This window comes from Sinorhizobium medicae (genome assembly GCF_007827695.1).
Taxonomy (GTDB): Bacteria; Pseudomonadota; Alphaproteobacteria; order Rhizobiales; family Rhizobiaceae; genus Sinorhizobium; species Sinorhizobium medicae.
Window position 1 is genome coordinate 210205 of record NZ_VITA01000009.1, and the last position, 22342, is coordinate 232546.

General features: G+C 61.6%; 21 protein-coding genes. 8 read left to right on the forward strand and 13 right to left on the reverse strand.

Going from position 1 to position 22342, the window contains the following annotated elements:
* Positions 1 to 100: 100 nt before the first annotated feature.
* From FB009_RS17645 to ribH, 4 genes are all read right to left on the reverse strand, one after another.
* Positions 101 to 2236: a sodium-translocating pyrophosphatase gene (locus tag FB009_RS17645; protein WP_011975020.1), complete on the reverse strand. Its 2136-nt coding sequence runs from the start codon at positions 2234 to 2236 to the stop codon at positions 101 to 103.
* Between the two features lie 198 nt (positions 2237 to 2434).
* Entirely contained in the window at positions 2435 to 3661 is a 1227-nt protein-coding gene (locus FB009_RS17650) for an MFS transporter (protein WP_011975019.1), read from the reverse strand.
* A 6-nt stretch (positions 3662 to 3667) separates the two neighbouring features.
* Entirely contained in the window at positions 3668 to 4150 is a 483-nt protein-coding gene (gene nusB, locus FB009_RS17655) for a transcription antitermination factor NusB (protein WP_011975018.1), read from the reverse strand.
* A complete protein-coding gene (gene ribH / locus FB009_RS17660; protein ID WP_011975017.1) occupies positions 4147 to 4608 on the reverse strand; it encodes a 6,7-dimethyl-8-ribityllumazine synthase in 462 nt (153 codons plus the stop codon). The genes nusB and ribH overlap by 4 nt, the downstream gene beginning before the upstream one ends.
* A gap of 227 nt (positions 4609 to 4835) precedes the next feature.
* On the opposite strand from ribH, the gene FB009_RS17665 reads away from it, so the two are divergent.
* Positions 4836 to 5378: a GNAT family N-acetyltransferase gene (locus tag FB009_RS17665; RefSeq protein WP_011975016.1), complete on the forward strand. Its 543-nt coding sequence runs from the start codon at positions 4836 to 4838 to the stop codon at positions 5376 to 5378.
* Positions 5379 to 5500: 122 nt separating this feature from the next.
* Here the strand turns inward: FB009_RS17665 and FB009_RS17670 are convergent, their stop codons facing one another.
* The 7 genes from FB009_RS17670 to FB009_RS17700 form a co-directional block, all read right to left on the reverse strand.
* Positions 5501 to 6121 carry a riboflavin synthase gene (locus FB009_RS17670; protein ID WP_011975015.1) on the reverse strand — a complete coding sequence of 207 codons (621 nt, stop codon included), beginning with the start codon at positions 6119 to 6121 and terminating at the stop codon, positions 5501 to 5503.
* The gene (ribD, locus tag FB009_RS17675) at positions 6121 to 7317 is read right to left on the reverse strand and encodes a bifunctional diaminohydroxyphosphoribosylaminopyrimidine deaminase/5-amino-6-(5-phosphoribosylamino)uracil reductase RibD (protein ID WP_011975014.1); all 1197 of its coding nucleotides are present in this window, start codon (positions 7315 to 7317) and stop codon (positions 6121 to 6123) included. Before ribD ends, FB009_RS17670 begins: the two co-directional genes overlap by 1 nt.
* A 16-nt stretch (positions 7318 to 7333) precedes the next feature.
* Positions 7334 to 7807 carry a transcriptional regulator NrdR gene (gene nrdR, locus FB009_RS17680; RefSeq protein WP_003529310.1) on the reverse strand — a complete coding sequence of 158 codons (474 nt, stop codon included), beginning with the start codon at positions 7805 to 7807 and terminating at the stop codon, positions 7334 to 7336.
* Positions 7808 to 7819: 12 nt separating this feature from the next.
* On the reverse strand, positions 7820 to 9115 hold the full coding sequence (gene glyA, locus FB009_RS17685; RefSeq protein ID WP_011975013.1) for a serine hydroxymethyltransferase: 1296 nt from the start codon (positions 9113 to 9115) through the stop codon (positions 7820 to 7822).
* A 181-nt stretch (positions 9116 to 9296) separates the two neighbouring features.
* Positions 9297 to 10628 carry a L,D-transpeptidase family protein gene (locus FB009_RS17690; RefSeq protein ID WP_011975012.1) on the reverse strand — a complete coding sequence of 444 codons (1332 nt, stop codon included), beginning with the start codon at positions 10626 to 10628 and terminating at the stop codon, positions 9297 to 9299.
* Between the two features lie 427 nt (positions 10629 to 11055).
* A complete protein-coding gene (ldtR, locus tag FB009_RS17695) occupies positions 11056 to 11568 on the reverse strand; it encodes a transcriptional regulator LdtR (protein WP_011975011.1) in 513 nt (170 codons plus the stop codon).
* A 130-nt stretch (positions 11569 to 11698) separates the two neighbouring features.
* Positions 11699 to 12136, reverse strand: a complete 438-nt coding sequence (locus FB009_RS17700) for a DUF6163 family protein (protein WP_024311674.1) — start codon at positions 12134 to 12136, stop codon at positions 11699 to 11701.
* 178 nt (positions 12137 to 12314) lie between these two features.
* On the opposite strand from FB009_RS17700, the gene hemB reads away from it, so the two are divergent.
* The 4 genes from hemB to FB009_RS17720 all read left to right on the forward strand — a co-directional run bounded on the left by hemB (position 12315) and on the right by FB009_RS17720 (position 15696).
* Positions 12315 to 13328 (forward strand): porphobilinogen synthase, encoded by a 1014-nt coding sequence (gene hemB / locus FB009_RS17705; RefSeq protein ID WP_011975009.1) that lies wholly within the window; start codon positions 12315 to 12317, stop codon positions 13326 to 13328.
* A gap of 122 nt (positions 13329 to 13450) precedes the next feature.
* A complete protein-coding gene (locus FB009_RS17710; protein WP_011975008.1) occupies positions 13451 to 13915 on the forward strand; it encodes an RDD family protein in 465 nt (154 codons plus the stop codon).
* Between the two features lie 95 nt (positions 13916 to 14010).
* The gene (locus FB009_RS17715; protein WP_011975007.1) at positions 14011 to 14790 is read left to right on the forward strand and encodes an arginyltransferase; all 780 of its coding nucleotides are present in this window, start codon (positions 14011 to 14013) and stop codon (positions 14788 to 14790) included.
* Between the two features lie 3 nt (positions 14791 to 14793).
* On the forward strand, positions 14794 to 15696 hold the full coding sequence (locus FB009_RS17720) for a DMT family transporter (RefSeq protein WP_011975006.1): 903 nt from the start codon (positions 14794 to 14796) through the stop codon (positions 15694 to 15696).
* A gap of 110 nt (positions 15697 to 15806) precedes the next feature.
* Here FB009_RS17720 and FB009_RS17725 read toward each other — a convergent pair whose 3' ends face one another.
* Together FB009_RS17725 and parC are read right to left on the reverse strand one after the other, a co-directional pair.
* A complete protein-coding gene (locus FB009_RS17725) occupies positions 15807 to 16145 on the reverse strand; it encodes an ArsR/SmtB family transcription factor (RefSeq protein ID WP_011975005.1) in 339 nt (112 codons plus the stop codon).
* Between the two features lie 142 nt (positions 16146 to 16287).
* Positions 16288 to 18564 carry a DNA topoisomerase IV subunit A gene (parC, locus tag FB009_RS17730; protein ID WP_011975004.1) on the reverse strand — a complete coding sequence of 759 codons (2277 nt, stop codon included), beginning with the start codon at positions 18562 to 18564 and terminating at the stop codon, positions 16288 to 16290.
* Between the two features lie 233 nt (positions 18565 to 18797).
* On the opposite strand from parC, the gene FB009_RS17735 reads away from it, so the two are divergent.
* From FB009_RS17735 to groL, 3 genes are all read left to right on the forward strand, one after another.
* Positions 18798 to 19991 carry a membrane protein gene (locus FB009_RS17735; RefSeq protein ID WP_011975003.1) on the forward strand — a complete coding sequence of 398 codons (1194 nt, stop codon included), beginning with the start codon at positions 18798 to 18800 and terminating at the stop codon, positions 19989 to 19991.
* 187 nt (positions 19992 to 20178) lie between these two features.
* Positions 20179 to 20397: a hypothetical protein gene (locus tag FB009_RS17740; RefSeq protein WP_011975002.1), complete on the forward strand. Its 219-nt coding sequence runs from the start codon at positions 20179 to 20181 to the stop codon at positions 20395 to 20397.
* 109 nt (positions 20398 to 20506) lie between these two features.
* Positions 20507 to 22135 carry a chaperonin GroEL gene (gene groL, locus FB009_RS17745; RefSeq protein ID WP_011975001.1) on the forward strand — a complete coding sequence of 543 codons (1629 nt, stop codon included), beginning with the start codon at positions 20507 to 20509 and terminating at the stop codon, positions 22133 to 22135.
* Positions 22136 to 22342: the final 207 nt, after the last annotated feature.

Genomic DNA, 22342 nt, shown 5'->3' on the forward strand with positions numbered 1-22342 from the left:
GAAAGCCCGCGAGACCGGATCTCGCGGGCTTTCTTCTATTTGCGCTGGAATGAGGGCAGAAAACCCGGCACAGTTTCCTCATCCCGCTCCGAAGCTTCCGTCAAGCGAGCACGGCGAGCAGCAGGAGCGCGACAATGTTGGTGATCTTGATCGCGGGATTGACGGCTGGACCGGCCGTGTCCTTGTAGGGATCGCCAACGGTGTCGCCCGTCACCGAGGCCATGTGCGCGTCAGACCCCTTCATGTGGCGGGTACCGTTGCGATCGACAAAGCCATCCTCGAAGCTCTTCTTCGCATTGTCCCAGGCACCGCCACCCGATGTCATCGATATGGCTACGAAAAGGCCGTTGACGATAACGCCGAGGAGCGAGGCACCAAGCGCCGCGAAGGCAGAAGCCTTCGAGCCGGAGATCAGCAGCACGCCGAAGTAAACGACGATAGGCGCAAGCACCGGGAGCAGCGACGGAATGATCATTTCACGGATCGCCGCCTTGGTCAGCATGTCGACGGCGCGGCCATAATCCGGCCGGTCCTTGCCTTCCATGATGCCCGGCTTCTCCTTGAACTGACGACGAACCTCCTCGACGACGGCGCTCCCTGCCCTTCCGACGGCGGTCATGGCTATACCGCCGAACAGATAGGGGATGAGGCCGCCGAAGATCAGCCCGGCGACAACGTAAGGATTCGACAGGTCGAAGGAAATCGTCCCGACGTCGGCGAAATAGGGATGCTTGTCACCATTGGCGGCAAAATAGGCAAGATCGTTGGAATAGGCGGCGAAGAGCACCAGGGCGCCGAGACCCGCGGAGCCGATCGCATAACCTTTCGTCACGGCCTTGGTGGTGTTGCCGACGGCGTCCAATGCGTCGGTCGCCTTGCGCACCTCTGGTGGCAGATGCGACATCTCGGCGATACCGCCGGCATTGTCCGTCACGGGCCCGAAGGCGTCGAGCGCTACGATCATGCCGGCAAGGCCGAGCATCGCGGTCACCGCGATGGCCGTCCCGAAGAGGCCGGCAAACTGGTATGTCGAGATGATGCCGGCCACGATGACGATGGCCGGCAAGGCGGTCGACTCGAGCGATACGGCAAGACCCTGGATCACATTGGTGCCGTGGCCGGTGACCGAGGCTTGCGCGATCGAGTTCACCGGTCGCTTGTTCGTTCCCGTATAATATTCGGTGATCACGACGATCAGTGCCGTGACGATCAGACCGATGATACCGCAGAGAAACAGGTTCCAGCCGGTGATATCCATGCCCGCGACCGTTCCGATCGAGCCCCATCCGATCGTCAGCGACGTCGCTGCGCCAAGACCAAGGATCGAAAGCGCGCCCGTCACGATCAGCCCGCGATAGAGCGCCCCCATGATGGAACCATTGGTGCCGAGCTTGACGAAGAAGGTGCCGATGATCGAGGTGATGATGCAGGCCGCGCAAATCGCCAGCGGATAGGTCATGACGGTTGCCAGCACAGGGGCACCTGCGAAGAAGATCGACGCAAGTACCATGGTCGCCACGACAGAGACCGCATAGGTCTCGAAGAGGTCCGCTGCCATGCCTGCGCAGTCGCCGACATTGTCGCCGACATTGTCGGCGATCGTCGCCGGGTTGCGCGGATCATCCTCGGGGATCCCTGCTTCGACCTTGCCGACGAGGTCGCCGCCGACATCGGCGCCTTTCGTGAAGATGCCGCCGCCCAGACGGGCGAAGATCGAGATCAACGACGCCCCGAAACCCAGCGCGACAAGCGCATCGATGACTTCGCGCGAGGCCGGCTCATGCCCAAGCCCTGCCGTGAGGATGAGGTAATAGACCGAGACGCCCAGGAGAGCGAGGCCCGCAACCAGCATGCCGGTGATGGCGCCGGATTTGAAAGCGATGTCCAGACCGGAGGCAAGACTGACCGAAGCGGCCTGGGCCGTGCGGACGTTGGCTCTGACCGAAACATGCATGCCGATGAAGCCCGCGGCACCCGAGAGCACCGCACCGATCAGGAAGCCGATGGCGGCCGCACCCGAGAGCAGAACCCATGCGGCTATGAAAACGACGACACCGACGAAGGCGATGGTTGTGTACTGACGCGCGAGGTAGGCTTGCGCCCCCTCTCTGATAAAGCCTGCGATTTCCTGCATGCGGGCATTCCCCTGGTCGGCGGCAAGCACCGACCGTGTCGCCCAGATGGCATAGACCACCGAAAGCAACCCGCATGCGATCACGCCCAATAGTATGGTCATTTCGCACTTTCCTCCGTTACAACCCGCGGGTTCACTCCCTCCCGCCGGCCCCTCTCCACGAATCACGCGCCGCCTCCTCGAGCGGCGCATTTTCGCGGCGCGGCCAGAGTGCTGTTGCCGACGTGGATTCGTCAAGCCCCTGAAATTGCCCGCATGCCGGCCTTTTCAGGGTTCGAGAAACTTTGGAGAAAACAGCCTTCAGGCAGCGGCTCGCTTGCGCGTGCGCATCAACGGTAGAAGGAGAAGCAGGCAAAAGCCTGCAACCGGCCACACAGCCGCGCTCAGCATGTCCCAACCATAGGCGGAGAGAACCTTACCGGAGGCGAAGGAGGAACCGGCGACGGCCGAGAAGAGAACGATGTCGTGAAAGGCCTGGACCTTGTCGGCCTCATGTGACCGGTAGCTCTGCGCGACGATCGCCGTCGAACCGATGAAGCCGAAATTCCAGCCGAGGCCGAGCAACGACAGTGCACCCCAGAAATTCCAGAGTGCCACACCGAGGTGTGCCACGGCAGCACAGGCCATCAGCAGAAGGAGACCACAGGCGACGATGCGTTCGGCACCGAAGCGGCTGATCAGCCAGCCCGTCACGAAACTCGGAGCGAACATCGCGAGCACGTGCCACTGGATTCCGAGAGTGGCGAGGTCGCTCGAGAAGCCGCAACCGACGACCATGGCGACAGGCGCACCCGTCATCATGAAAGTCATCAGGACATAGCTGGAGATCCCGCAGATCATTCCCGTCAGGAAACGTTGGCTGCCGGCAATCTCGCGCAGCGGGCGCGCTGGCGGCAGGTCACGCGGGGCGGACGCCTTTGTGTGGTCCGGCAACCGGAGCGGCATGAAGAAGAAGAGGGCGACGATGCAGACCGGCACGAGAGCGACGAAAGCACCGGCAAACCATACGGGCGCGAAGTAGTCGCCCGCGAAAATCACGATCTGCGGACCTAGGACAGCCGAGACGATGCCGCCGCCCAGAATCCAGGAAATCGCCTTTGCCTTATAGAAGGGAGGCGAGGCGTCGGCAGCGGCAAAGCGAAGTTTCTGGGTGAAGCCGTTGGAAGCTCCGAGAACCGCGAGACCGCAGGCGAAGAACCAGAAACTCTCGCGGAAAAGCGCGGCCGTTGCGAGCAAGCCGCCAAGCGCGGCGATCGACGCTCCCGCCATGAAGGCGAAGCGCCGTCCAATCAGTCGCGACAAAACGGCAACGAGCACGACGCCGAGGGCCATCCCGAGATTGTAGGCGGTGAGCGGCGCCGTCGCGAGCGACTTGTCTTCGCCGAGCAACTGGTGCCCGGCAACGCCGCCGACGGCAAAACTGATTGGTCCGACAACCCCGAGCAGCGCCTGAGCCACCGTGAGCAACTGGACGTTGCGGCGCGCCTCGCCCAGAACCGTCCCCGTGCCTGCCGTCTCGGCGACCATCCGCGTTTACTTTCTCTGTTCGCCGCGAACCTGCTTGGCGATCCGGTCGAGGACGGCGTTGACGAGCTTCGGCTCCTCATCCTGGAAGAAGGCCTTGGCGATCTCGACATATTCGGTCACGATCACCGGGACCGGCACGTCTTTTCGTTCGAGAATCTCGAAGGTACCGGCGCGCAGGATCGCACGCACGGTCGAGTCGAGACGGGAAAGCGCCCAATCGTCCTGAAGCGCCGAGCCGATCAACGGATCGAGCTTGCGCTGGTCGCGCACAACGCCAGCAACGATCGATCGGAACCAGGAGGCGTCCGCCCTGAGATAGGTGTCGCCATCCAGTTCCTTGCCGAGACGATGTTCCTCATATTCGGCGACGATCTCCAGGACGCCGGTCCCGCCGACATCCATCTGATAAAGTGCCTGAACGGCTGCGAGGCGGGCGGCCCCACGCTGATTGACCTGTTTCAGTGGCTGATCCGAAGGGGTGTTCGTCACTTGTCTGCGCCCAATCTTTGCTTCAGTTCGATCATGGTAAGGGCCGCGCGGGCGGCGAACCCACCCTTGTCGCCCTCCGACCGGCGGGCCCTTGCCCAGGCCTGATCGTCGTTCTCGACCGTCAGGATGCCATTGCCCAGCGCCAGGCTCTCGCTGACCGCCAAATCCATCAGCGCGCGTGCGGACTCGTTGGCGACGATGTCGAAATGGTAGGTTTCGCCGCGGATCACCATGCCGAGTGCAACGAAGCCGTCATATTCCGTCCCGCCTTCGTCTACGCCGTCGAGCGCCATGGCGATCGCCGCGGGAATTTCCAGCGCCCCCGGCACCGTCACAATATCATAAGTGGCGCCGGCTGCATCGAGTGCATGTTTCGCTCCGTCGAGCATCGCGTCGGCCATATCGTCATAGAAACGCGCTTCCACAATCAGGATGTGGACGGGCTTGATCTTCGCCATGGATCACCTGTCTTGAAAAATTCGGCCCGGACTTGGCCGGTGCAGGCGGCGGTCAAACCATGCCCGGCACGGAATGGCAAGTAAATTCGGTTAACGAAACGGCATTTGCCGTGCGAACGTCGTCCACGTCAGCGAGTAGTAAACTCGCTTGTAACGGTGCGAACTGTATCTAACATCCGCTCTGACCTACCAGAATCGAACACGATGATTTCAACAAGCGAGCGACAATGCACAGCGTGCCTACTATCGAGACAGAGCGGCTCCTTCTGCGCCCCTACCGGCGCGATGATTTCTCCTCCTATTGCGCACTCTTCGGAAACGAGGACGTAACCCGCTACGCCGGCGGCATGCCCTACACGCGCGAGCAAGCCTGGACACGTTTCCTGCGTCAGGTCGGCATGTGGCACTATTTCGGCTTCGGCTTCTTCGCCATCCAGGACAAGCAAAGCGGTGCATTCATCGGCGAGGCAGGCTTCCACGAGGCACATCGCCAGATTACACCCTCGCTCGAGGGAACGATGGAGACCGGCTGGGCGATTTCCCCGAAGAACCATGGCCGCGGCCTCGCGACCGAAGCCGTGACCGCGGCCCTCGCCTGGGCCGACCGCGAATTCCCCACGCTGAGGAAGACCTGCATCATCGAACCGGGCAACCAGGCTTCCATCAACGTCGCGCTCAAGCACGGCTTCAAGGAGTTCTGGCGCACGACTTATAACGGCCGGTCGATGTTGATGTTCGAGAGGCGCTCGAAGGCGCCGGCAGGCCTATAAGGAGCCTTGCACGCCCGCTTAAGCGGGATTGAGAAAAAGTGGACGCGGTTCTCCGCCCGCATCCCGCGTCTCAACTCATTGGACTCGATCAGATCATGATCCCAAGTTGACCCGACCTGAATTCATTGTGATCCGGCAGCCGGAAATTCGGCCAGCCGCGCCGCGTAGCGCGCCATCGTGTCGACTTCGAAATTCACCAGATCGCCGGCCTTGCGTTCGCCCCAGGTCGTCACGTCGAGCGAGTGCCGGATCAGCAGCACGTCGAACTCGACTCCATCCACTTTGTTCACTGTAAGCGACGTGCCGTCGAGGGCCACCGATCCTTTCGGTGCAACGAATTTCGCGAGGTGTTCCGGCGCCCGCAGGCGGAAGCGCACCGCGTCTCCCTCCGGTTCGACGGCGAGGATTTCCGCCTTGCCGTCAACATGGCCGGAGACGATGTGGCCTCCCAGTTCGTCCCCGATCTTCAGCGAGCGCTCGAGATTGATGCGCGTCCCCTCACGCCACGCGGCGATAGTCGTCAGCCTCAGCGCCTCCTCCCATGCCTCGACCTCGAACCAACGCTCGTTGCTGCCGGCCTCCGGCAAAGCCGTGACGGTCAGGCACACGCCGGCATGTGCGATCGAGGCGCCCATATCAATGGTCTTCGGATCGTAATTCGTGGCAACGCGGAGCTTCGCGCCCTCCCTGAGCGGCGTGACCTTCTCGACGGTGCCGATGTCGGTAATAATGCCTGTGAACATCAGATATCTCTCTCATACTCTTCAAAAATATCGTCGCCGTAACGTGCGGTACGCTGGAGCGTGAAGCCCGCCGGTACGGACCTTCGCTGAAATGGGGATGGTATGCCACCTTTGCCAATGGGAGACGGGCCGGTGAAGAGCAAGATACGATCGACCAGCTCCACATCGAGAAAGGCGCGCGCCGCGCTGCTCCCACCTTCGACGAGAAGAGAGGAGATGCCGCGCGAGGCAAGCGCAGCCAGCAGATCCGGGATGTTGTCAGCGTTCAGGATTTCCACACCGGCCGATACGAGCACATCCCGGCGGGCTTCGTAGTCGCCCCCTCTCCCGGCAACCGGAGAGAGGGTCGGGGTGAGGGGCAATGACACGCCGCTTACCTGCCCCTCATCCGCCCTTCGCTCACCTTCTACCCGCATGCGCGGAGAAGGTGAGCCTGCATCACCCGCAACGACGATCAACGAAACTTCGCCAGCCGACCGCACCAGTTTCGACTCGATCGGCAACTCAAGCCGGCGGTCAAGCACGATCCGCACGGGCGATCGGTCTTCAAGCCCCTGCATGCGCACCGTAAGTTCCGGATCGTCAGCGCTCGCCGTGCCGATGCCGACGAGGATCGCGTCGGTTTCGGCACGCAATATCTGTACCTGAGCGCGGGAAACCGCGCCGGTAATCCTTACCTGCCCTTCGCCCCTTCGACCGATCATGCCATCGTTGGAAACCGCAAGCTTCAGAGTCACATGCGGGCGCTTCTTGCACTGCCGCATAAGGTATGCCTGGAGCGCACGCTCGCCCTCCTCGCGGAGGACGCCGATATCGACCGCTATTCCCGCTTCGCGAAGCAGCACAATGCCGCGACCGGCAACGCGTTCGTCGGGGTCGAGGATGGCGACCACGACACGAGCGACTCCGGAAGCAATCAGCGCATCCGTGCAGGGCGGGGTCTTGCCGTGATGCGAACAGGGTTCGAGCGTGACATATGCCGTCGCTCCCCTCGCCTTCTCGCCCGCCTCGGCAAGCGCCTGCGTCTCGGCATGCGGTCGCCCGCCGGACGCCGTCACCGCGCGGCCAACAATCATTCCCTCGTTTACGATCACGCAGCCGACAGAGGGATTGGTGCCAGTCCGACCAAGATTGCGCCTCGAAAGGCGCAGCGCCGCCGCCATGAACCGCTCGTCTTCGTGCGCCGGCTTAACCATGCCTTTCGCCTCCGGCCTACTCGCCAGGATCGCGTGCGATCTTTGCGCTGATTTCCGCGATGACCTTCTCGAAATCCTCCGCGTGGGAGAAATCGCGATAGACCGACGCGTAGCGTACGAAGGCGACGTCGTCGAGGCTCTTCAGCGCCTCGAGAACCTGAAGGCCTATTTCTTCCGACGGAATTTCGGTTTCGCCGGAGCTTTCCAGCCGGCGGACGATGCCTGAGACCGCCCGCTCGATCCGGTCACGATCGACCGGGCGCTTTCGAAGCGCGATCTCAAAGGAGCGCAACAGTTTGTCCCGGTCGAAAGGAACCTTCCGGCCGGTTTTCTTGATGATCATCAGCTCCCGCAGTTGCACCCGCTCGAAGGTCGTGAAGCGGCCGCCGCAATCCGGGCAGATGCGGCGGCGGCGAATGGCGTTCCCGTCCTCCGCCGGACGGGAATCCTTCACCTGACTGTCTTCGGAACCGCAATAGGGGCAGCGCATGCAGCCGTCCGATCACATATAGCCATACATTGGGAAACGGCCGGTGAGCTTCATCACCTTCTCGCGCACGCCGGCCTCGACGGCAGCATTGCCTTCATCGGAATTGGCAGCCTTGAGGCCGTCGAGGACCTCGACGATCAATTCGCCGATCTCCTTGAATTCCGCTTCCTTGAAACCGCGCGTCGTCCCGGCCGGTGTGCCCAGGCGAACGCCTGATGTGACGAAGGGTTTTTCCGGGTCAAAGGGAATGCCGTTCTTGTTGCAGGTGACATAGGCGCGGCCAAGCGCAGCTTCGGCACGCTTGCCGGTGGCGTTCTTCTTGCGCAGATCCACCAGCATCAGATGGTTGTCGGTGCCGCCCGAGACGATGTCCAGCCCATTGGCCTTGAGCGTGTCGGCAAGCGTGCGCGCATTCTTCACAACCTGAGCCGCGTAGTCCTTGAAGGAAGGCTGCAGCGCTTCGCCGAACGCGACGGCCTTGGCTGCGATCACGTGCATCAGCGGTCCGCCCTGAAGGCCGGGGAAAACCGCGGAATTGATCTTCTTTGCAATTTCCTCGTCATTGGTGAGGATCATGCCGCCGCGGGGCCCGCGCAAAGACTTGTGGGTGGTCGTCGTCGCGACGTGGCAATGAGGAAACGGCGACGGGTGCTGATCACCGGCGACGAGCCCGGCAATATGAGCCATGTCGACCATCAGCCAGGCGCCAACCTCGTCGGCGATCTCGCGGAAGCGCTTCCAGTCCCAGATCCGGGAATAGGCCGTTCCGCCCGCGATGATCAGCTTCGGCTTATGCTCGCGCGCCTTCTTGGCAACGTCATCCATGTCGAGGAGGTGATCGTCTTCGCGCACGCCGTAGGAAACGACGTTGAACCATTTGCCCGACATGTTCACCGGGGATCCGTGCGTGAGGTGGCCGCCGGAATTGAGGTCGAGGCCCATGAAGGTATCGCCCGGCTGCAGGAGCGCCAGGAAAACCGCCTGGTTCATCTGCGAGCCCGAATTCGGCTGGACGTTGGCAAAGCCGACGCCGAAGAGCTTCTTGGCGCGCTCGATCGCCAGTTCCTCGGCGATGTCGACATATTGGCAGCCGCCGTAATAGCGCTTTCCCGGGTAACCTTCGGCGTATTTGTTGGTCATGATGGAGCCTTGCGCCTCGAGCACGGCCCGTGAGACGATGTTCTCGGAGGCAATCAGCTCGATCTCATGGCGCTGGCGACCCAGCTCCTTCTCGATCGCACCGAAGATGTCCGGGTCGCTGTCAGCGAGAGAGCGGGCGAAGAAAGCGTCGTTTGGCTGTGAAGGCATCGGCTCGAGGCTCCTCTGAAGGGTGGCTGTTCTTTAGCTTCCTCGCACGCCGAGAGCAATATCCGCTGTGCGGATTGCGTCATTTCCGCCATCCGCCGCGCCGGGTTGGTGCAGCCCCATGAAAACGAAAACCGCGCCTTCGACGAAGGCGCGGTTTTCGATGGCAGAATGCAAGTTTTGCTTATTGCGGCAAGGCGTCCGCGTCGATCGGACCAGCCGATTGCTCGATGCCCGTCGTCGTCTGCAGCGCAAGCTCCGCCGCGCCGTCGCGCTGGTAGATATCGTCGCGGAACTGGACGACGCGGTCCTTCGCCGACCAGGCGGTTATATAGGTGAAATAGACCGGGACCTCTTCGGCAAGCTTGATCGGCGTGTTGACGCCGGACTTGATCGTACCCTCGATCTGCTGGCGCGACCAGCCGGGCGTTTCCTTGAGCAGCCAGGTGGATAGATCGCGAACGTTCTGCACACGGACGCAACCGGAGGATTCGAAGCGCATCAGCTTGTTGAACAGGCCCTGCTGCGGGGTGTCGTGCATATAGACGGCATGCTCGTTATGGAAATTGATCTTCGTCGAAGACATCGCGTTGATCTTGCCGGGATCCTGGCGGAACATAAGGTTCGGCGCCTTCTCGGCCTGCCAGTCGATGGTTTCCGGCGACACTTCGTTGCCATTGCCGTCGAGGAGACGGATCGCATTGCGCTCGAGATAAGTCGGATCCTTACGCATCAGCGGCATGATATCTTTCTGGATGATCGAGCGCGGCGCCGTCCAATAGGGGTTGAGGATGACCTCGTAAATCTTTGAATTGAGAATCGGCGACTGGCGATCGATCTTGCCGACGATAGCCGTATGGCGCAGCGCCACCCGGCCGTTCTCCACCGCCTCGATATAGGCTGCCGGAATGTTGACCATGACGTAGCGCCGGCCGAGATCGCCCGACATCGACTGAAGCCGCACCAGGTTGGTCTCGAGCTGGGCAAGCCGGGTCGAGGCGTCGACGTTCAGAGCCTTCAGGCTGTATTCGCCGATGACGCCGTCCGCCGGCAGGCCATGACGTGCCTGGAAGCGCTTGACAGCACCATCGACATAGGAATCGAAGGAAGGGGAAATACCCGCCGATTGCGGCAGATCGCCCGAGATCATCAGACGCTGGCGCAATTGCTGAACGGCAGGATCGTTAACGCCGAGTTCGAGCCTTTGGGTGCTCGCGGGATTGACCATAGGCCAGCCTCCGGCGGCTGCGATCTGCTGGTAATCCAGGATCGCCTGCTGCAGAAGCGCAATCGTTTCGGGGCCGAAGACTGGCGTGTTCGACAGTACCGCCGTAGCCGTACGCGAAGCCTTTGCGTCGAACTGGTCGTCCCAGGAGCCGCGGCGCGGCGAATTGATGATTTCGTTCAGCGCATCCTGGGCGCTGGCGGCGCCCGCCCATGCGGCGGCACCGAAGGTTGCGGCCGAACGCAGAAATGCGCGGCGCGAGAAAGCATCAATTCCGTTTTTTTTCGACATAGTCCCACCGTATCATTGCGCCAGAAGCGCGCTGCCCTAGCCCTAAAGCGCATCATGTGATGCGCCTTACGTCTTCGCATTCATTGCAAGTCGCATCCCGAAAGCCGATGTGCGCTTCCGGGCGACATGCCTTAGCACGGTCATAGTTAACAAAGGCAAACCTGCGCACCACCCCGGCCTTCAGATCGCATCACGTTGCCGCAACGAGAGCCGCCCCGGCAGGCAAGCCCCGAAGCGGACTTCCGCCACCCGGACACAATCGCGCACCTGCCGCACACAAGCGTCGCTGTCACAGCAATATGGCCAATTCGTGTCTCGTCGCCCCGGTCCTACCCATTGCCGGAGCAACCAGGTCGCGCAAATGCAGCAAGGGTCGGACACGCAGGGATTGCGCCCGACCCTCGAGGCTGGAGGTCATTAACTGTGCTTAGAGGCGATACAGAATCTGGTCGTTCCAGAAGCGGTCGAGACGCTGCAGGAGCTTGTTCATCTGGGTGAACTCATCGCTGCCGATGCCGCCAACCTTCTGGATCGAGCCGATATGGCGCTCATAGAGTTTGGCGACCGTTTCCGCGATCTCCTGCCCATCTTCCGTAAGGCTGATGCGAACCGAACGGCGGTCGACGCGGGAGCGCTGGTGGTTGATCAGGCCGAGATCGACCAGTTTCTTGACGTTGTAGGAAACGTTGGAGCCGAGATAGTAGCCGCGGGAGCGAAGTTCGCCGGCGGTCAGTTCGGAATTCCCGATATTGAACAGCAGGAGTGCCTGAACGGCATTGACGTCGCTGCGACCCTGACGGTCGAACTCATCCTTGATGACGTCGAGCAGGCGGCGATGCAGACGCTCGACGAGGTGGAGGGATTCCATGTAGAGACCACGGATCGTGTCTTCCTGCGGGTCTCTGGGGGCAACAAACTGCGGCTTCATCTTGGTGTTCATTTTCGTGCCTCACTGTTTCGCTTGGCGGTGTCTGTTTGTCTTCCCGCCTTGAGTGAGACCCTATCGAATACGTATAAAATTCTACTTAAACCGCAGGCTTAACATGTACTTACCGCGGGCCGAGCCTGTCTCAGGGTGAATCAACCCTTACCTTCCTCGCCTGGCGCATCCGCTGATAGAGCAGCGCGGCACGGAAAAGGATGAAGGTGATGGCGACGGATGCGTGGAGAACGATCAGCAGCGGGCGATGGCCAAATAAGCCTGGATAGAACTTATCCATGGCGATCTCCGCCGCGGCTGCAACCACCCAGACCACCGGACCCCAGGAGACCAGAAGCCAGAGCCCTATGGCGGCAACCGGATAGACGACCGCAAGGGTGGTGGCGGCCGCGCGCCACTGCGGCGACAGAAGATCGAAACGGCCGGCGCCGCCATGGGAAAAGCCGATGAGCATGGCCCAATAGTTCAATGCGAACCAGAAGCAGGACACGGCAACCAGACGCAGGAACCAGGCGAAGAGCACCTCGGTCAGCGACGGCTTCGGCACATGAACAGAATCATGAAGCATGGCGGCAAGATAGGCCGGCCGCCGCCGATCCACCAGCGCCAAGGACGGGAAAGCGCTGCGATGCACTGACGAGCGGAAGAAAATGACGCAGGCCGACTCCGGGCAAGGCGGGTTTTCAACCCCTGAAGGCACGTGATAAACCGCCTCGACGCACGAACAGGACAGAGGACGCGGCGCGATGAACGACAGGACAAATCTTGTGGACAGGATCACCGGGCACCGCCGCATGCGCCGCAATCGCAAGGCGGACTGGACGCGCCGGCTGGTCCAGGAGAACCGTTTGACGGTTGACGACCTGATCTGGCCGATCTTCGTCGTGCCCGGCAGCGGCATCGTGGAGCCGATAGATGCAATGCCGGGGGTTAACCGGATGAGCGTCGACAAGGCGGTCGAGGCGGCGAAGGAGGCAGCCGATCTCGGCATTCCGGCGATCGCAACCTTTCCCAGTATCGACATGGCGCTCCGCGATGAGACCGGATCGAACAGTCTCAAGGCCGACAACCTGATCAACCAGGCGACGCGGGCGATCAAGAAAGCCGTTCCAGACATCGGCATCATCACCGACGTTGCGCTCGATCCGTTCACCAGCCACGGCCATGACGGCATCCTGCGCGATGGCCAGATCGTCAATGACGAAACGGTGGAATCAATCGCCAGGGCGGCGGTCATTCAGGCGGAGGCAGGTTCCGATATCATCGCGCCCTCCGATATGATGGATGGGCGGATCGGCGCGATCCGCGAGGTGCTCGACGCGGCCGGGCACCAGAATGTCGGCATTATGTCCTATGCAACGAAATTCGCGTCCGCTTTCTATGGACCTTATCGCGAGGCGATCGGCACCGGGGGCCTGCTCAAGGGCGACAAGAAGACCTATTACATCGATCCGGCGAATGGGACCGAGGCGATACGCGACGCAGCACTCGATGTGGAGGAAGGCGCGGACATGCTGATGGTGAAGCCCGGCCTGCCCTATCTCGACATCTGTTGGCGAATGAAGGAAGCCTTCGGCCTGCCGGTCTTCGCCTATCAGGTTTCCGGTGAGTACGCCCAGATCAAGGCGGCGGCAGCCAATGGCTGGATCGACGGCGAGCGGGTGATGGTGGAGACGCTGCTGGCCTTCAAGCGGGCCGGCTGCGACGGGATCCTCAGCTATTTCGCCCTCGAAACGGCGCGCATCCTCGCCAAGCGCTAGATGATGATGAAGGTCGGCAGTCGCCCGCCCAACGATGGCGCAGCGGGACTGCGAGCCTATATGCATTGTTTTATCGCATTGGCTCCCCATATTTTGGGTGGATCACAATTTGAGGCACGGGCATGAGCATGCATAACGAAGAACTGAGGCTTCCGAGCGAGGATTGGCGCGCCTACCAGGGCGTTCTGTCTCGCAGGATATTCGCCTTCATCATCGACTATCTGATCGTCGCGCTGCTGTGGATACCGGCGGCGGTCGTGGTGTTCTTCCTCGGCATCCTGACGCTCGGGCTCGGCTTTTTGCTCTATCCGGTGCTCTTCGTCCTGGTCGCCATGCTCTATTTCGGGATGACCGTCGGCGGCCGCGAACAGGCTTCCCCGGGAATGAGGATTATGGGCGTGGCAATCGCCCGGACGGATGGCCGGCCCATGGATTTCCTGACCGCAATCGTCCATCTGGCGATATTCTGGATCGCCAATGCGCTTTTGACGCCGCTGATCCTGTTGATAGGCCTCTTCACCGACCGCGGCCGTCTGTTGCACGACCTGCTGATCGGCACGGTGGCCGTACGACGCGATATGTATTGACGGCGCCGTTACGCCGAACGAGTGTGTTGACGTTTTCCATTCTTCGGCCATGCTATTACAATGAGCAACCGCACGAAGAGTGACCCCCGCGCTCGATGAACACGCAGACCGCACCGTCCCCTCAGTTCTACCTGACCGCACCGGCAGCTTGCCCCTATCTGCCAGGTCAGATGGAACGGAAGGTATTTACGCACATGGTGGGAGAGCGGGCGCCGGAGCTCAATGACCTGCTGACGCAGGGCGGCTTCCGTCGCTCTCAGAACATCGCCTACCGCCCGGCATGCGAAACCTGCCGGGCCTGCATTTCCGTGCGCATTCTGGCCAACGAATTCGCGCCGACGAAGTCTATGCGTCGCGTGCTTGCCGCCAATGGCGACATCGTATCGGCGGAGTATCCGGCCGAGCCATCGAGCGAGCAGTACAATCTCTTCCGGCGCTACCTCGACTGTCGCCATCAGAAAGGCGGCATGTCCGACATGTCGGTGCTCGACTATGCAATGATGGTGGAGGATACCCATGTGCACACGAAGATCATCGAGTACCGGTTGCGGGTCGAAGGCGACGGCATCAATGACAAGGCGCGAGGTCCCCTGATCGCGACTGCCCTGACGGACCGGATGAGCGACGGTCTGTCAATGGTCTATTCCTTCTTCGATCCGGCTCTCTCCGAACGTTCCCTTGGCACCTACATGATTTTGGATCATATCCGCCGGGCAAAGGAACGCGGCCTCCCGCATGTCTATCTCGGCTATTGGGTGAAGGGATCGCGCAAAATGGGGTACAAGACAAAGTTTTTGCCGCAGGAGCACCTTATGGCCCGTGGCTGGGAGCGCTATTCTGTCGACCACGATTCCATCAAACCCGCCACGGATTGAAAATTGACCCCCTCCACTGACGCCGACCGGCACCGGCGCGGCCTTGCCATTACCGGCCTCGGCGGCCTTGCGCTCTCCTTTGACATTCCGCTGATCCGGTCGGCAGATGGCGAGGTGTGGTCCATCCTTGCCGTGCGCAGCCTCTCCACCTTTCTCGCTGCGCTGGCGACATGGGTGGTGATCAACCATCTGCTCGGCCGCCGCGTCGCCCTGATACCGGGCAAGGCCGGCCTGATCGCCGGCCTTCTCTACGGCATCAACTCCTTCACTTTCCTTCTCGCCGTGTTCAATACCTCGACCGCCAACGTCGTCTTCATCCTGGCGTTCACGTCCATGTTCGCAGCGATCCTCTCCTGGATCTTCCTGAAGGAGCGCCCTTCCAACGCCACCTTCCTGACGATGGGCGTCATGCTCGTCGGCGTTGGCGTGATCGTCAGCGACGGGCTCGAAAGCGGGCATCTCTTCGGCGACGCCATGGCCGCTTGCTCAGCCTTTCTGCTCGCGGCCGCGATCACCATCAGCCGCGCGAGCGGCCGCGACATGTCCCTCGTGCCGCTGACGACCGCAATCTTTCCCGCCATTGCCGGCTTCATGCTTTTGCCGGCTGGCGGCCTGACGATCGCCGAACCCGCCTATATCCTTTTCAACGGCCTGGTCATGATCCCGCTCGCCTTCTTCTGTCTCGCGACGGGACCGCGCTACCTTTCCGCCCCTGAGGTCGGCATGTTCTACCTGCTGGAGACCATTCTGGCACCGATCTGGGTATGGATCGTCTTTTCCGAAACTCCGTCGAGCCCAACCCTTCTCGGCGGCACGATCCTCATCCTTGCCCTCGTCGGCCATTCGCTGTGGCAGATACGGATGAGGGCTGCGAGGGCACGCCTCGCCTGTGAAGTTGCGGGATAAGACTGCTCCTCATCCCCCCTGCCGGGATCTCGCCACTTGCGGGACGATGGTGGCGGAAGTCCGGATGAGGGGACCTGCACCGATGACGCGAACACAAAGGCACAATCCCACTATCGCTGCTCGGCCGATCCGTCATCCCTGGCAGGTTGCTGCATCTGTGACTGCATCGCCCAGAGCTCGCGATTGGTGTCGATCCATTTGGCCGCGATCTCCAGCGGCGCTGGATCGGCCTTGACGAGTTCTTTCCCGCCCTTCCACCGGCGGGCAACCAGGCCCGCCGTCTCCAGAACGGCAAGATGCTTCGCAAGGACATCCTGCTCGACGCCGACAGCAGCGGCGATATCCGCCGCGGGCGTTTCCCCCGACAACAGGACTTCGAAAATGCGGCGCCGCATCGGATCGGCCAGCGCGAGCAGCGTATCGTCAAGAGCCGAGGTCATTACGTTCATCTCGCCGCATGGTCCCTCAAATCGGGGCCGATATAAGGAACAAGCAGGACATTAGAGCGGCTTCCGGGACGGAGGGGACCATCCGCTTACAACAATATTGATCCACGAACGCTCTCCGCTTGCAAGCGCATAGTTTTGCGGATCATCCGTTGAACTTGCCGCTCCGCGGGAATCCCTTGGGGACGACCCTGCCCGCGCCCGCGCGATCACCCATCCACTCTAACAGTTCATCCTTCGTCTTGGTGAAGACCCGCCCCGCACTGTCTTCCCAGGTGAGCCCTTCCGCGATCGAGAAGCAACGGATGTCGGAAATGCCGCCATCCTTGTAGCGCTGAAGCCGCACGCCCTTGCCGCGCGCCATTTCCGGAACCTGTGCCAGCGGAAAGACGAGCATCTTGCGGTTTTCGCCCACGACGGCGAGATGATCGCCCTTGACCGGAACCACCAGCTTGGCCTCGTCGGGCATGCTGACGTTCATCACCTGCTTGCCCTTGCGCGTATTGGCGACGATATCGCTCTCGGTGACGACGAAGCCGTTGCCGGCCGTGGACGAGACGACGAGCTTGCGCGCCGGATCGTGCACGAAAGCGGTCAGCACGTCCTGGTCGTTTTCCATATCGACCATGATGCGCAGCGGTTCTCCGTGGCCTCGCCCGCCCGGCAATTTGTCGCTGCCAAGCGTGTAGACCTTCCCGCCCGTCGTGAAGATGAGGATCTTGTCCGTAGTCTGTGCCGGGAACGAGACCTTTAGTGCATCGCCGTCCTTGAACTGGAGCGAAGTCGTGTCCGCGATATGTCCTTTCAAGGCGCGGATCCAGCCCTTTTCGGATATGACCACGGTGATCGGCTCTTTTTCGATCATCGCCTGCTGAATGGCTTCGACATCCGCCTCGGGCGCATCGGCAAAGGTGCTGCGGCGCTTGCCGAGTTCGGTCGCCTTGGCGAATTTCTTCTTGACCTCGCCGATTTCCCAGGCAACCGCCTGCCATTGCTTGTCGTCGGAGGCGAGCAGCGCTTCGATTTCCGCCTTCTCCTTCGACAACGCATCGAACTCGGTGCGGATCTCGAACTCTTCGAGCTTGCGCAGCGAGCGCAGCCGCATGTTGAGGATCGCTTCGGCCTGGACGTCGGTGAGCCCGAATCGCTCGATCATCACCGCCTTCGGCTCGTCCTCCTCGCGGATGATCCGGATGACCTCGTCGATGTTGAGATAGGCGATGAGATAGCCGCCGAGAATCTCCAGCCGCCTGTCGATCGCGGCGAGCCGATGGCGCGAGCGGCGCTGCAGGACCTCCCGGCGATGTGCCAGCCATTCGCTGAGGACCTCGTTGAGGGCCATGACACGCGGCACGCGGCCCATGGAAAGCACGTTCATATTGAGTGGAATGCGGCTCTCCAGCTCGGTGAGCTTGAAGAGCGATTCCATCAGGATATTGGCATCGACCGAGCGGCTCTTCGGCACGAGAACGACGCGGACGTCCTCGGCCGATTCGTCTCTGATATCCTCGAGGAGCGGCAGCTTGCGCGCGATGAGCAGCTCGGCAATCTTTTCGATCAGGCGCGACTTCTGGACCTGGTAAGGGATTTCAGTCACGACAATCTGGAAGCCGCCGCGGCCCAGATCCTCAACTGTCCAGCGTGCCCGGACGCGAAATCCGCCTCGACCGGTCCGATAGGACTCCATCATGCTGGTGCGGCTCTCGACGATAACGCCGCCGGTCGGGAAATCCGGCCCTTCGATGCCGCCGCGCTGCGGGTTGGCCGGATCGAACAGCAACGCCTCCAGTGGCGCGTCGGGATGACGGATGAGGTAGAGCGCCGCATCGCACAGTTCATGCGCATTGTGCGGCGGGATCGACGTCGCCATGCCGACGGCGATGCCGGAAGCGCCATTGGCCAGCAAGTTCGGGAAGGCACCCGGGAGCACGGTGGGCTCCTGGTCCTCTTCATTGTAGGTCGGGCGGAAATCCACCGCGTCCTGATCGATGCCCTCCAGGAGGAGGGCTGCAACCTCTGTCATCTTGGCTTCGGTGTAACGATAGGCGGCGGCATTGTCGCCATCGATATTACCGAAGTTGCCCTGACCGTCGACGACCGGATAGCGCTGAGAGAAGTCCTGCGCGAGGCGCACCAGTGCGTCATAAACGGACTGGTCGCCATGCGGATGGAATTTACCGATGACGTCGCCGACGATACGGGCGCATTTCTTGAACGAGGAATTGGGCCGCAAACCCATCTCGCTCATGGCGTGAATGATCCGACGATGGACCGGTTTCAGGCCGTCGCGGACATCCGGCAAGGCGCGATGCATGATGGTCGACAGCGCATAGGCGAGATAGCGCTCTTCCAGCGCCGCCTTCAGGTCAACCGGTTGAATGTTGTCGTCCCCGCCAGACGGCGGCAAAAGGCTTTGTCCCATGTGTCCTTGCTACCTCAACAGGCGCGCATCGGCAAGAATCCCCGGCGACCGCACTGTGGAGAACGTCATCGGCGGCTGACCCCTGCCTGCGTCCGCGCGTTTTGCACTTGGCGGCAGAACTACGCTTGCGTATCGTCCCGGCATGGTCGACGCATTCGGGTAAGGTCACTCAACTCGGCGAGTGCGCTCCCACACACGTTTTCGCAATCAAAGCATTTTCATAGGGAACTCCAATGATACATACGCGTAAAGTCCGCCTGATGCTGGCCAGCGTCGCCCTCTTTTCCCTCGCCGGACCGGCCATGGCACTGGACGGTGCGGATATGATGAAGAAGCTCAATGCGGCAACAACGCCCAACGGCTCTTCGGTAAGCTACGACACGGCAGAGGCCGACGGCGACGTGGTGACGGTCACCGGCATGAAGCTGCAGGTGGCGGCAGAACCCGGCAAATCCATCGACATCGGCGACGTGACGTTCGAGGGCGTAGAGGAAACCGAAGGCGGCGGCTATTATGCCGAAACCGTCTCTTTCCCGGACATCGCCGTCAGCGAGAAGGATGCAAGCTTCTCGGTCAAGGACATCGCGATCGGGGGCCTGTCCATTCCGGGCAAGGCGTCCGGCACCACCATCGAGGACATTCTGCTTTACGAAACGGCCGGCACGGGCCCGATGACCGTGAGCGTCAAAGGCAAGGACGTCTTCACCGCCGAGCGCACGGAGACCAATCTGACGCGACAGGAAGACAATGCGGGCCTCGACTTCGACGCGAGGCTCGCCGGCATCAAGGCGGATCTGTCTGGAATCGAGGATGCCAAAGCCAAGGATGCGGTCGAGCAGCTCGGGCTGACGACGCTCGACGGCGAAGTCACGATGAAGGGCAGTTGGGAGCTGGAAAGCGGAAACCTCGCTCTCGACGAATACGCCCTGGACTTCACGAATGTCGGGCGGCTGAACATCGCCATGGACTTCTCCGGCTACACACCGCAATTCATGAGATCGCTGCAGGAGGCCGCGAAAGCGGCAGAAGCCAACCCGAACAAGGAAGAAGCCAACCAGGCGATGGGGCTGGCCATGCTCGGGCTGATGCAGCAGCTGACCTTCAACAGCGCCTCGATCCGTTTCGATGATGCATCGATCACGAAAAAGGCGCTCGACTACGCCGGCAGCCAGCAGGGCGTCACCGGCGAGCAGCTGGCGCAATCGTTGAAGGGTCTCGTTCCGATCATGATGGCGCAGCTTAACGTGCCGGAACTTCAGAACCAGGTCACCAGCGCCGTCAACGCCTTCCTCGACGAACCGAAGAGCCTGACCATCAGCGCCAAGCCGGAGAAACCGGTCCCCTTCCCGATGATCATGGGTGCGGCAATGGGTGCTCCCAACACGATCCCGTCCGTGCTCGGGGTCAAGGTCACGGCGAACGACTGACCCCCGCCAGGAGCGCGGCGCCATTTCCGAGAACTGACCGAGCCTGGCGGCCCCCACCGCCAGGCTTTTCTTCGTTCGCGCGATCAATGCTATGATGCGATGCTTGATGCTGGAAAGCGGCCGCCTATCTATTTGCAGCGTGCCGACATATGCGCATTCCCGACCGACCAAGCGGAAGGAGGACGCCATGGGACTGAAGCATTCGGATATCACCGCCATCCTCGGCCCTGTTGATGAAACACTGATGGCCGAGCTTCTCGCGACAGGCGCCACCGCGAGCGAACTTGCCGAAGCAATCGCCTGGGTCAACAACGATGAGGCCCTGATCGGCGAGGGCCGCCATCTTCCGGCCGGCCGGGTTGCGGCGCTGATCGATATACTGACACCCGACGTCGACGAAGAGTGAATGCGATCGACGCGACGGGGACGCGTATCCGCTGCTTCCCGTCGCTGCCGGCCGATATGCAGTGTGCAAGCAGGAGACATTCCATAATTCCGTGTGGAGGGAGGCATAAATGGCTGTCAAGGAAGTCAGATTCACCAGCGATGCCCGCGATCGCATGCTGCGCGGCGTGGATATCATGGCCAACGCCGTGCGCGTGACTTTGGGACCGAAGGGGCGGAACGTCGTCATCGACAAGTCCTTTGGAGCGCCGCGGATAACCAAGGACGGCGTTTCCGTCGCCAAGGAAATCGAGCTCGAGGACAAGTTCGAGAACATGGGGGCGCAGATGCTGCGCGAGGTGGCGTCGCGCACCAGCGACATCGCCGGCGATGGCACCACCACGGCCACCGTACTCGCGCAAGCAATCGTCAGGGAAGGCGCGAAGGCCGTGGCGGCAGGCATGAACCCGATGGACCTGAAGCGTGGCATCGATCTGGCCGTCGAGGCGATCGTACGGGAACTCAGGACCAACGCCCGCAAGGTCTCCAAGAACGCCGAGATCGCTCAGGTAGCCACGATTTCGGCCAATGGCGACGCAGAAATCGGTCGCTACCTTGCCGAAGCCATGGAAAAGGTCGGCAACGAGGGCGTAATCACCGTCGAAGAGGCCAAGACCGCCGAGATCGAGCTTGAAGTCGTGGAGGGAATGCAGTTCGACCGCGGCTATCTCTCACCCTATTTCATCACCAACCAGGAGAAGATGAGGGTGGAACTGGAAGACGCCTACATACTGCTGCACGAGAAGAAGCTCTCCAACCTGCAGGCGATGATCCCAATTCTCGAATCGGTCATCCAGTCCGGAAAGCCCCTGCTGATCATTGCCGAGGACGTCGAGGGCGAGGCACTCGCGACGCTGGTGGTCAACAAGCTGCGCGGCGGCCTGAAGATCGCCGCGGTCAAGGCGCCCGGCTTCGGCGACCGCCGCAAGTCCATGCTCGAGGACATCGCGATCCTGACCGGCGGAACCGTCATCTCCGAGGAACTCGGGACTAAGCTCGAGAGCGCGACGATCGACATCCTCGGCCGCGCGAAACGCGTGATGGTCGAAAAGGAGACGACGACGATCGTCGACGGCGCCGGGTCGAAGGCGGACATCGGTGGCCGCGTCGCCCAGATCAAGGCGCAGATCGAGGACACCACTTCCGACTACGATCGGGAGAAGCTGCAGGAGCGGCTCGCCAAGCTCGCGGGCGGTGTCGCCGTGATCCGCGTCGGCGGCTCGACAGAGATCGAAGTCAAGGAGAAGAAGGATCGCGTCGACGATGCCCTTCATGCGACGCGGGCGGCGGTCGAAGAAGGCATCCTGCCGGGCGGCGGCGTGGCGCTGCTACGGGTCGTCAGCGTGCTCAACGGTCTTGCGACGGCCAACGACGATCAGCGCGTGGGTATCGAGATCGTCCGCCGCGCTATCGAGGCACCCGTCCGCCAGATCGCCGAGAACGCCGGCGCCGAGGGATCCATTATCGTCGGGAAGTTGCGGGAGAAAGAGGATTTTGCCTTTGGCTGGAATGCCCAGACTGGTGAATTCGGCGATCTCTTTCAAATGGGCGTCATCGACCCAGCAAAGGTCGTGCGCGCCGCCTTGCAGGACGCCGCCTCCGTCGCCGGTCTTCTTGTGACGACGGAAGCGATGATCGCCGAGAAACCGAAGAAGGACGGGCAGCCGCAGATGCCGCCCGCGCCGGGCATGGATTTCTGACGGTGAAATGCTTTAGCGGATGACTCCTCGGCGGCCCAATGGCGTGGCCCGGCTGGCAACTGTGTTTGTCAGGTGGTTCGTCGGAAGGTTGTTTTGTCCCTGATGATGGCGCTTTGCGATGGCGAGCAATTTGCGGGCAAGCGCAATGATGACGACCTTGAAGGGCTTGCCTGCCTCCTTCATTTGGTCAGCATGGGACTTAAAAGC

Coding starts and splice junctions, on each gene's coding strand:
- FB009_RS17645 (WP_011975020.1), bottom strand. CDS start 2,236: ATGACCATACTATTGGGCGTGATCGCATGCGGGTTGCTTTCGGTGGTC.
- FB009_RS17650 (WP_011975019.1), bottom strand. CDS start 3,661: ATGGTCGCCGAGACGGCAGGCACGGGGACGGTTCTGGGCGAGGCGCGC.
- ribH (WP_011975017.1), bottom strand. CDS start 4,608: ATGGCGAAGATCAAGCCCGTCCACATCCTGATTGTGGAAGCGCGTTTC.
- FB009_RS17665 (WP_011975016.1), top strand. CDS start 4,836: ATGCACAGCGTGCCTACTATCGAGACAGAGCGGCTCCTTCTGCGCCCC.
- FB009_RS17670 (WP_011975015.1), bottom strand. CDS start 6,121: ATGTTCACAGGCATTATTACCGACATCGGCACCGTCGAGAAGGTCACG.
- ribD (WP_011975014.1), bottom strand. CDS start 7,317: ATGGTTAAGCCGGCGCACGAAGACGAGCGGTTCATGGCGGCGGCGCTG.
- nrdR (WP_003529310.1), bottom strand. CDS start 7,807: ATGCGCTGCCCCTATTGCGGTTCCGAAGACAGTCAGGTGAAGGATTCC.
- glyA (WP_011975013.1), bottom strand. CDS start 9,115: ATGCCTTCACAGCCAAACGACGCTTTCTTCGCCCGCTCTCTCGCTGAC.
- FB009_RS17690 (WP_011975012.1), bottom strand. CDS start 10,628: ATGTCGAAAAAAAACGGAATTGATGCTTTCTCGCGCCGCGCATTTCTG.
- ldtR (WP_011975011.1), bottom strand. CDS start 11,568: ATGAACACCAAGATGAAGCCGCAGTTTGTTGCCCCCAGAGACCCGCAG.
- FB009_RS17700 (WP_024311674.1), bottom strand. CDS start 12,136: ATGCTTCATGATTCTGTTCATGTGCCGAAGCCGTCGCTGACCGAGGTG.
- hemB (WP_011975009.1), top strand. CDS start 12,315: ATGAACGACAGGACAAATCTTGTGGACAGGATCACCGGGCACCGCCGC.
- FB009_RS17710 (WP_011975008.1), top strand. CDS start 13,451: ATGAGCATGCATAACGAAGAACTGAGGCTTCCGAGCGAGGATTGGCGC.
- FB009_RS17715 (WP_011975007.1), top strand. CDS start 14,011: ATGAACACGCAGACCGCACCGTCCCCTCAGTTCTACCTGACCGCACCG.
- FB009_RS17725 (WP_011975005.1), bottom strand. CDS start 16,145: ATGAACGTAATGACCTCGGCTCTTGACGATACGCTGCTCGCGCTGGCC.
- parC (WP_011975004.1), bottom strand. CDS start 18,564: ATGGGACAAAGCCTTTTGCCGCCGTCTGGCGGGGACGACAACATTCAA.
- FB009_RS17735 (WP_011975003.1), top strand. CDS start 18,798: ATGATACATACGCGTAAAGTCCGCCTGATGCTGGCCAGCGTCGCCCTC.
- FB009_RS17740 (WP_011975002.1), top strand. CDS start 20,179: ATGGGACTGAAGCATTCGGATATCACCGCCATCCTCGGCCCTGTTGAT.
- groL (WP_011975001.1), top strand. CDS start 20,507: ATGGCTGTCAAGGAAGTCAGATTCACCAGCGATGCCCGCGATCGCATG.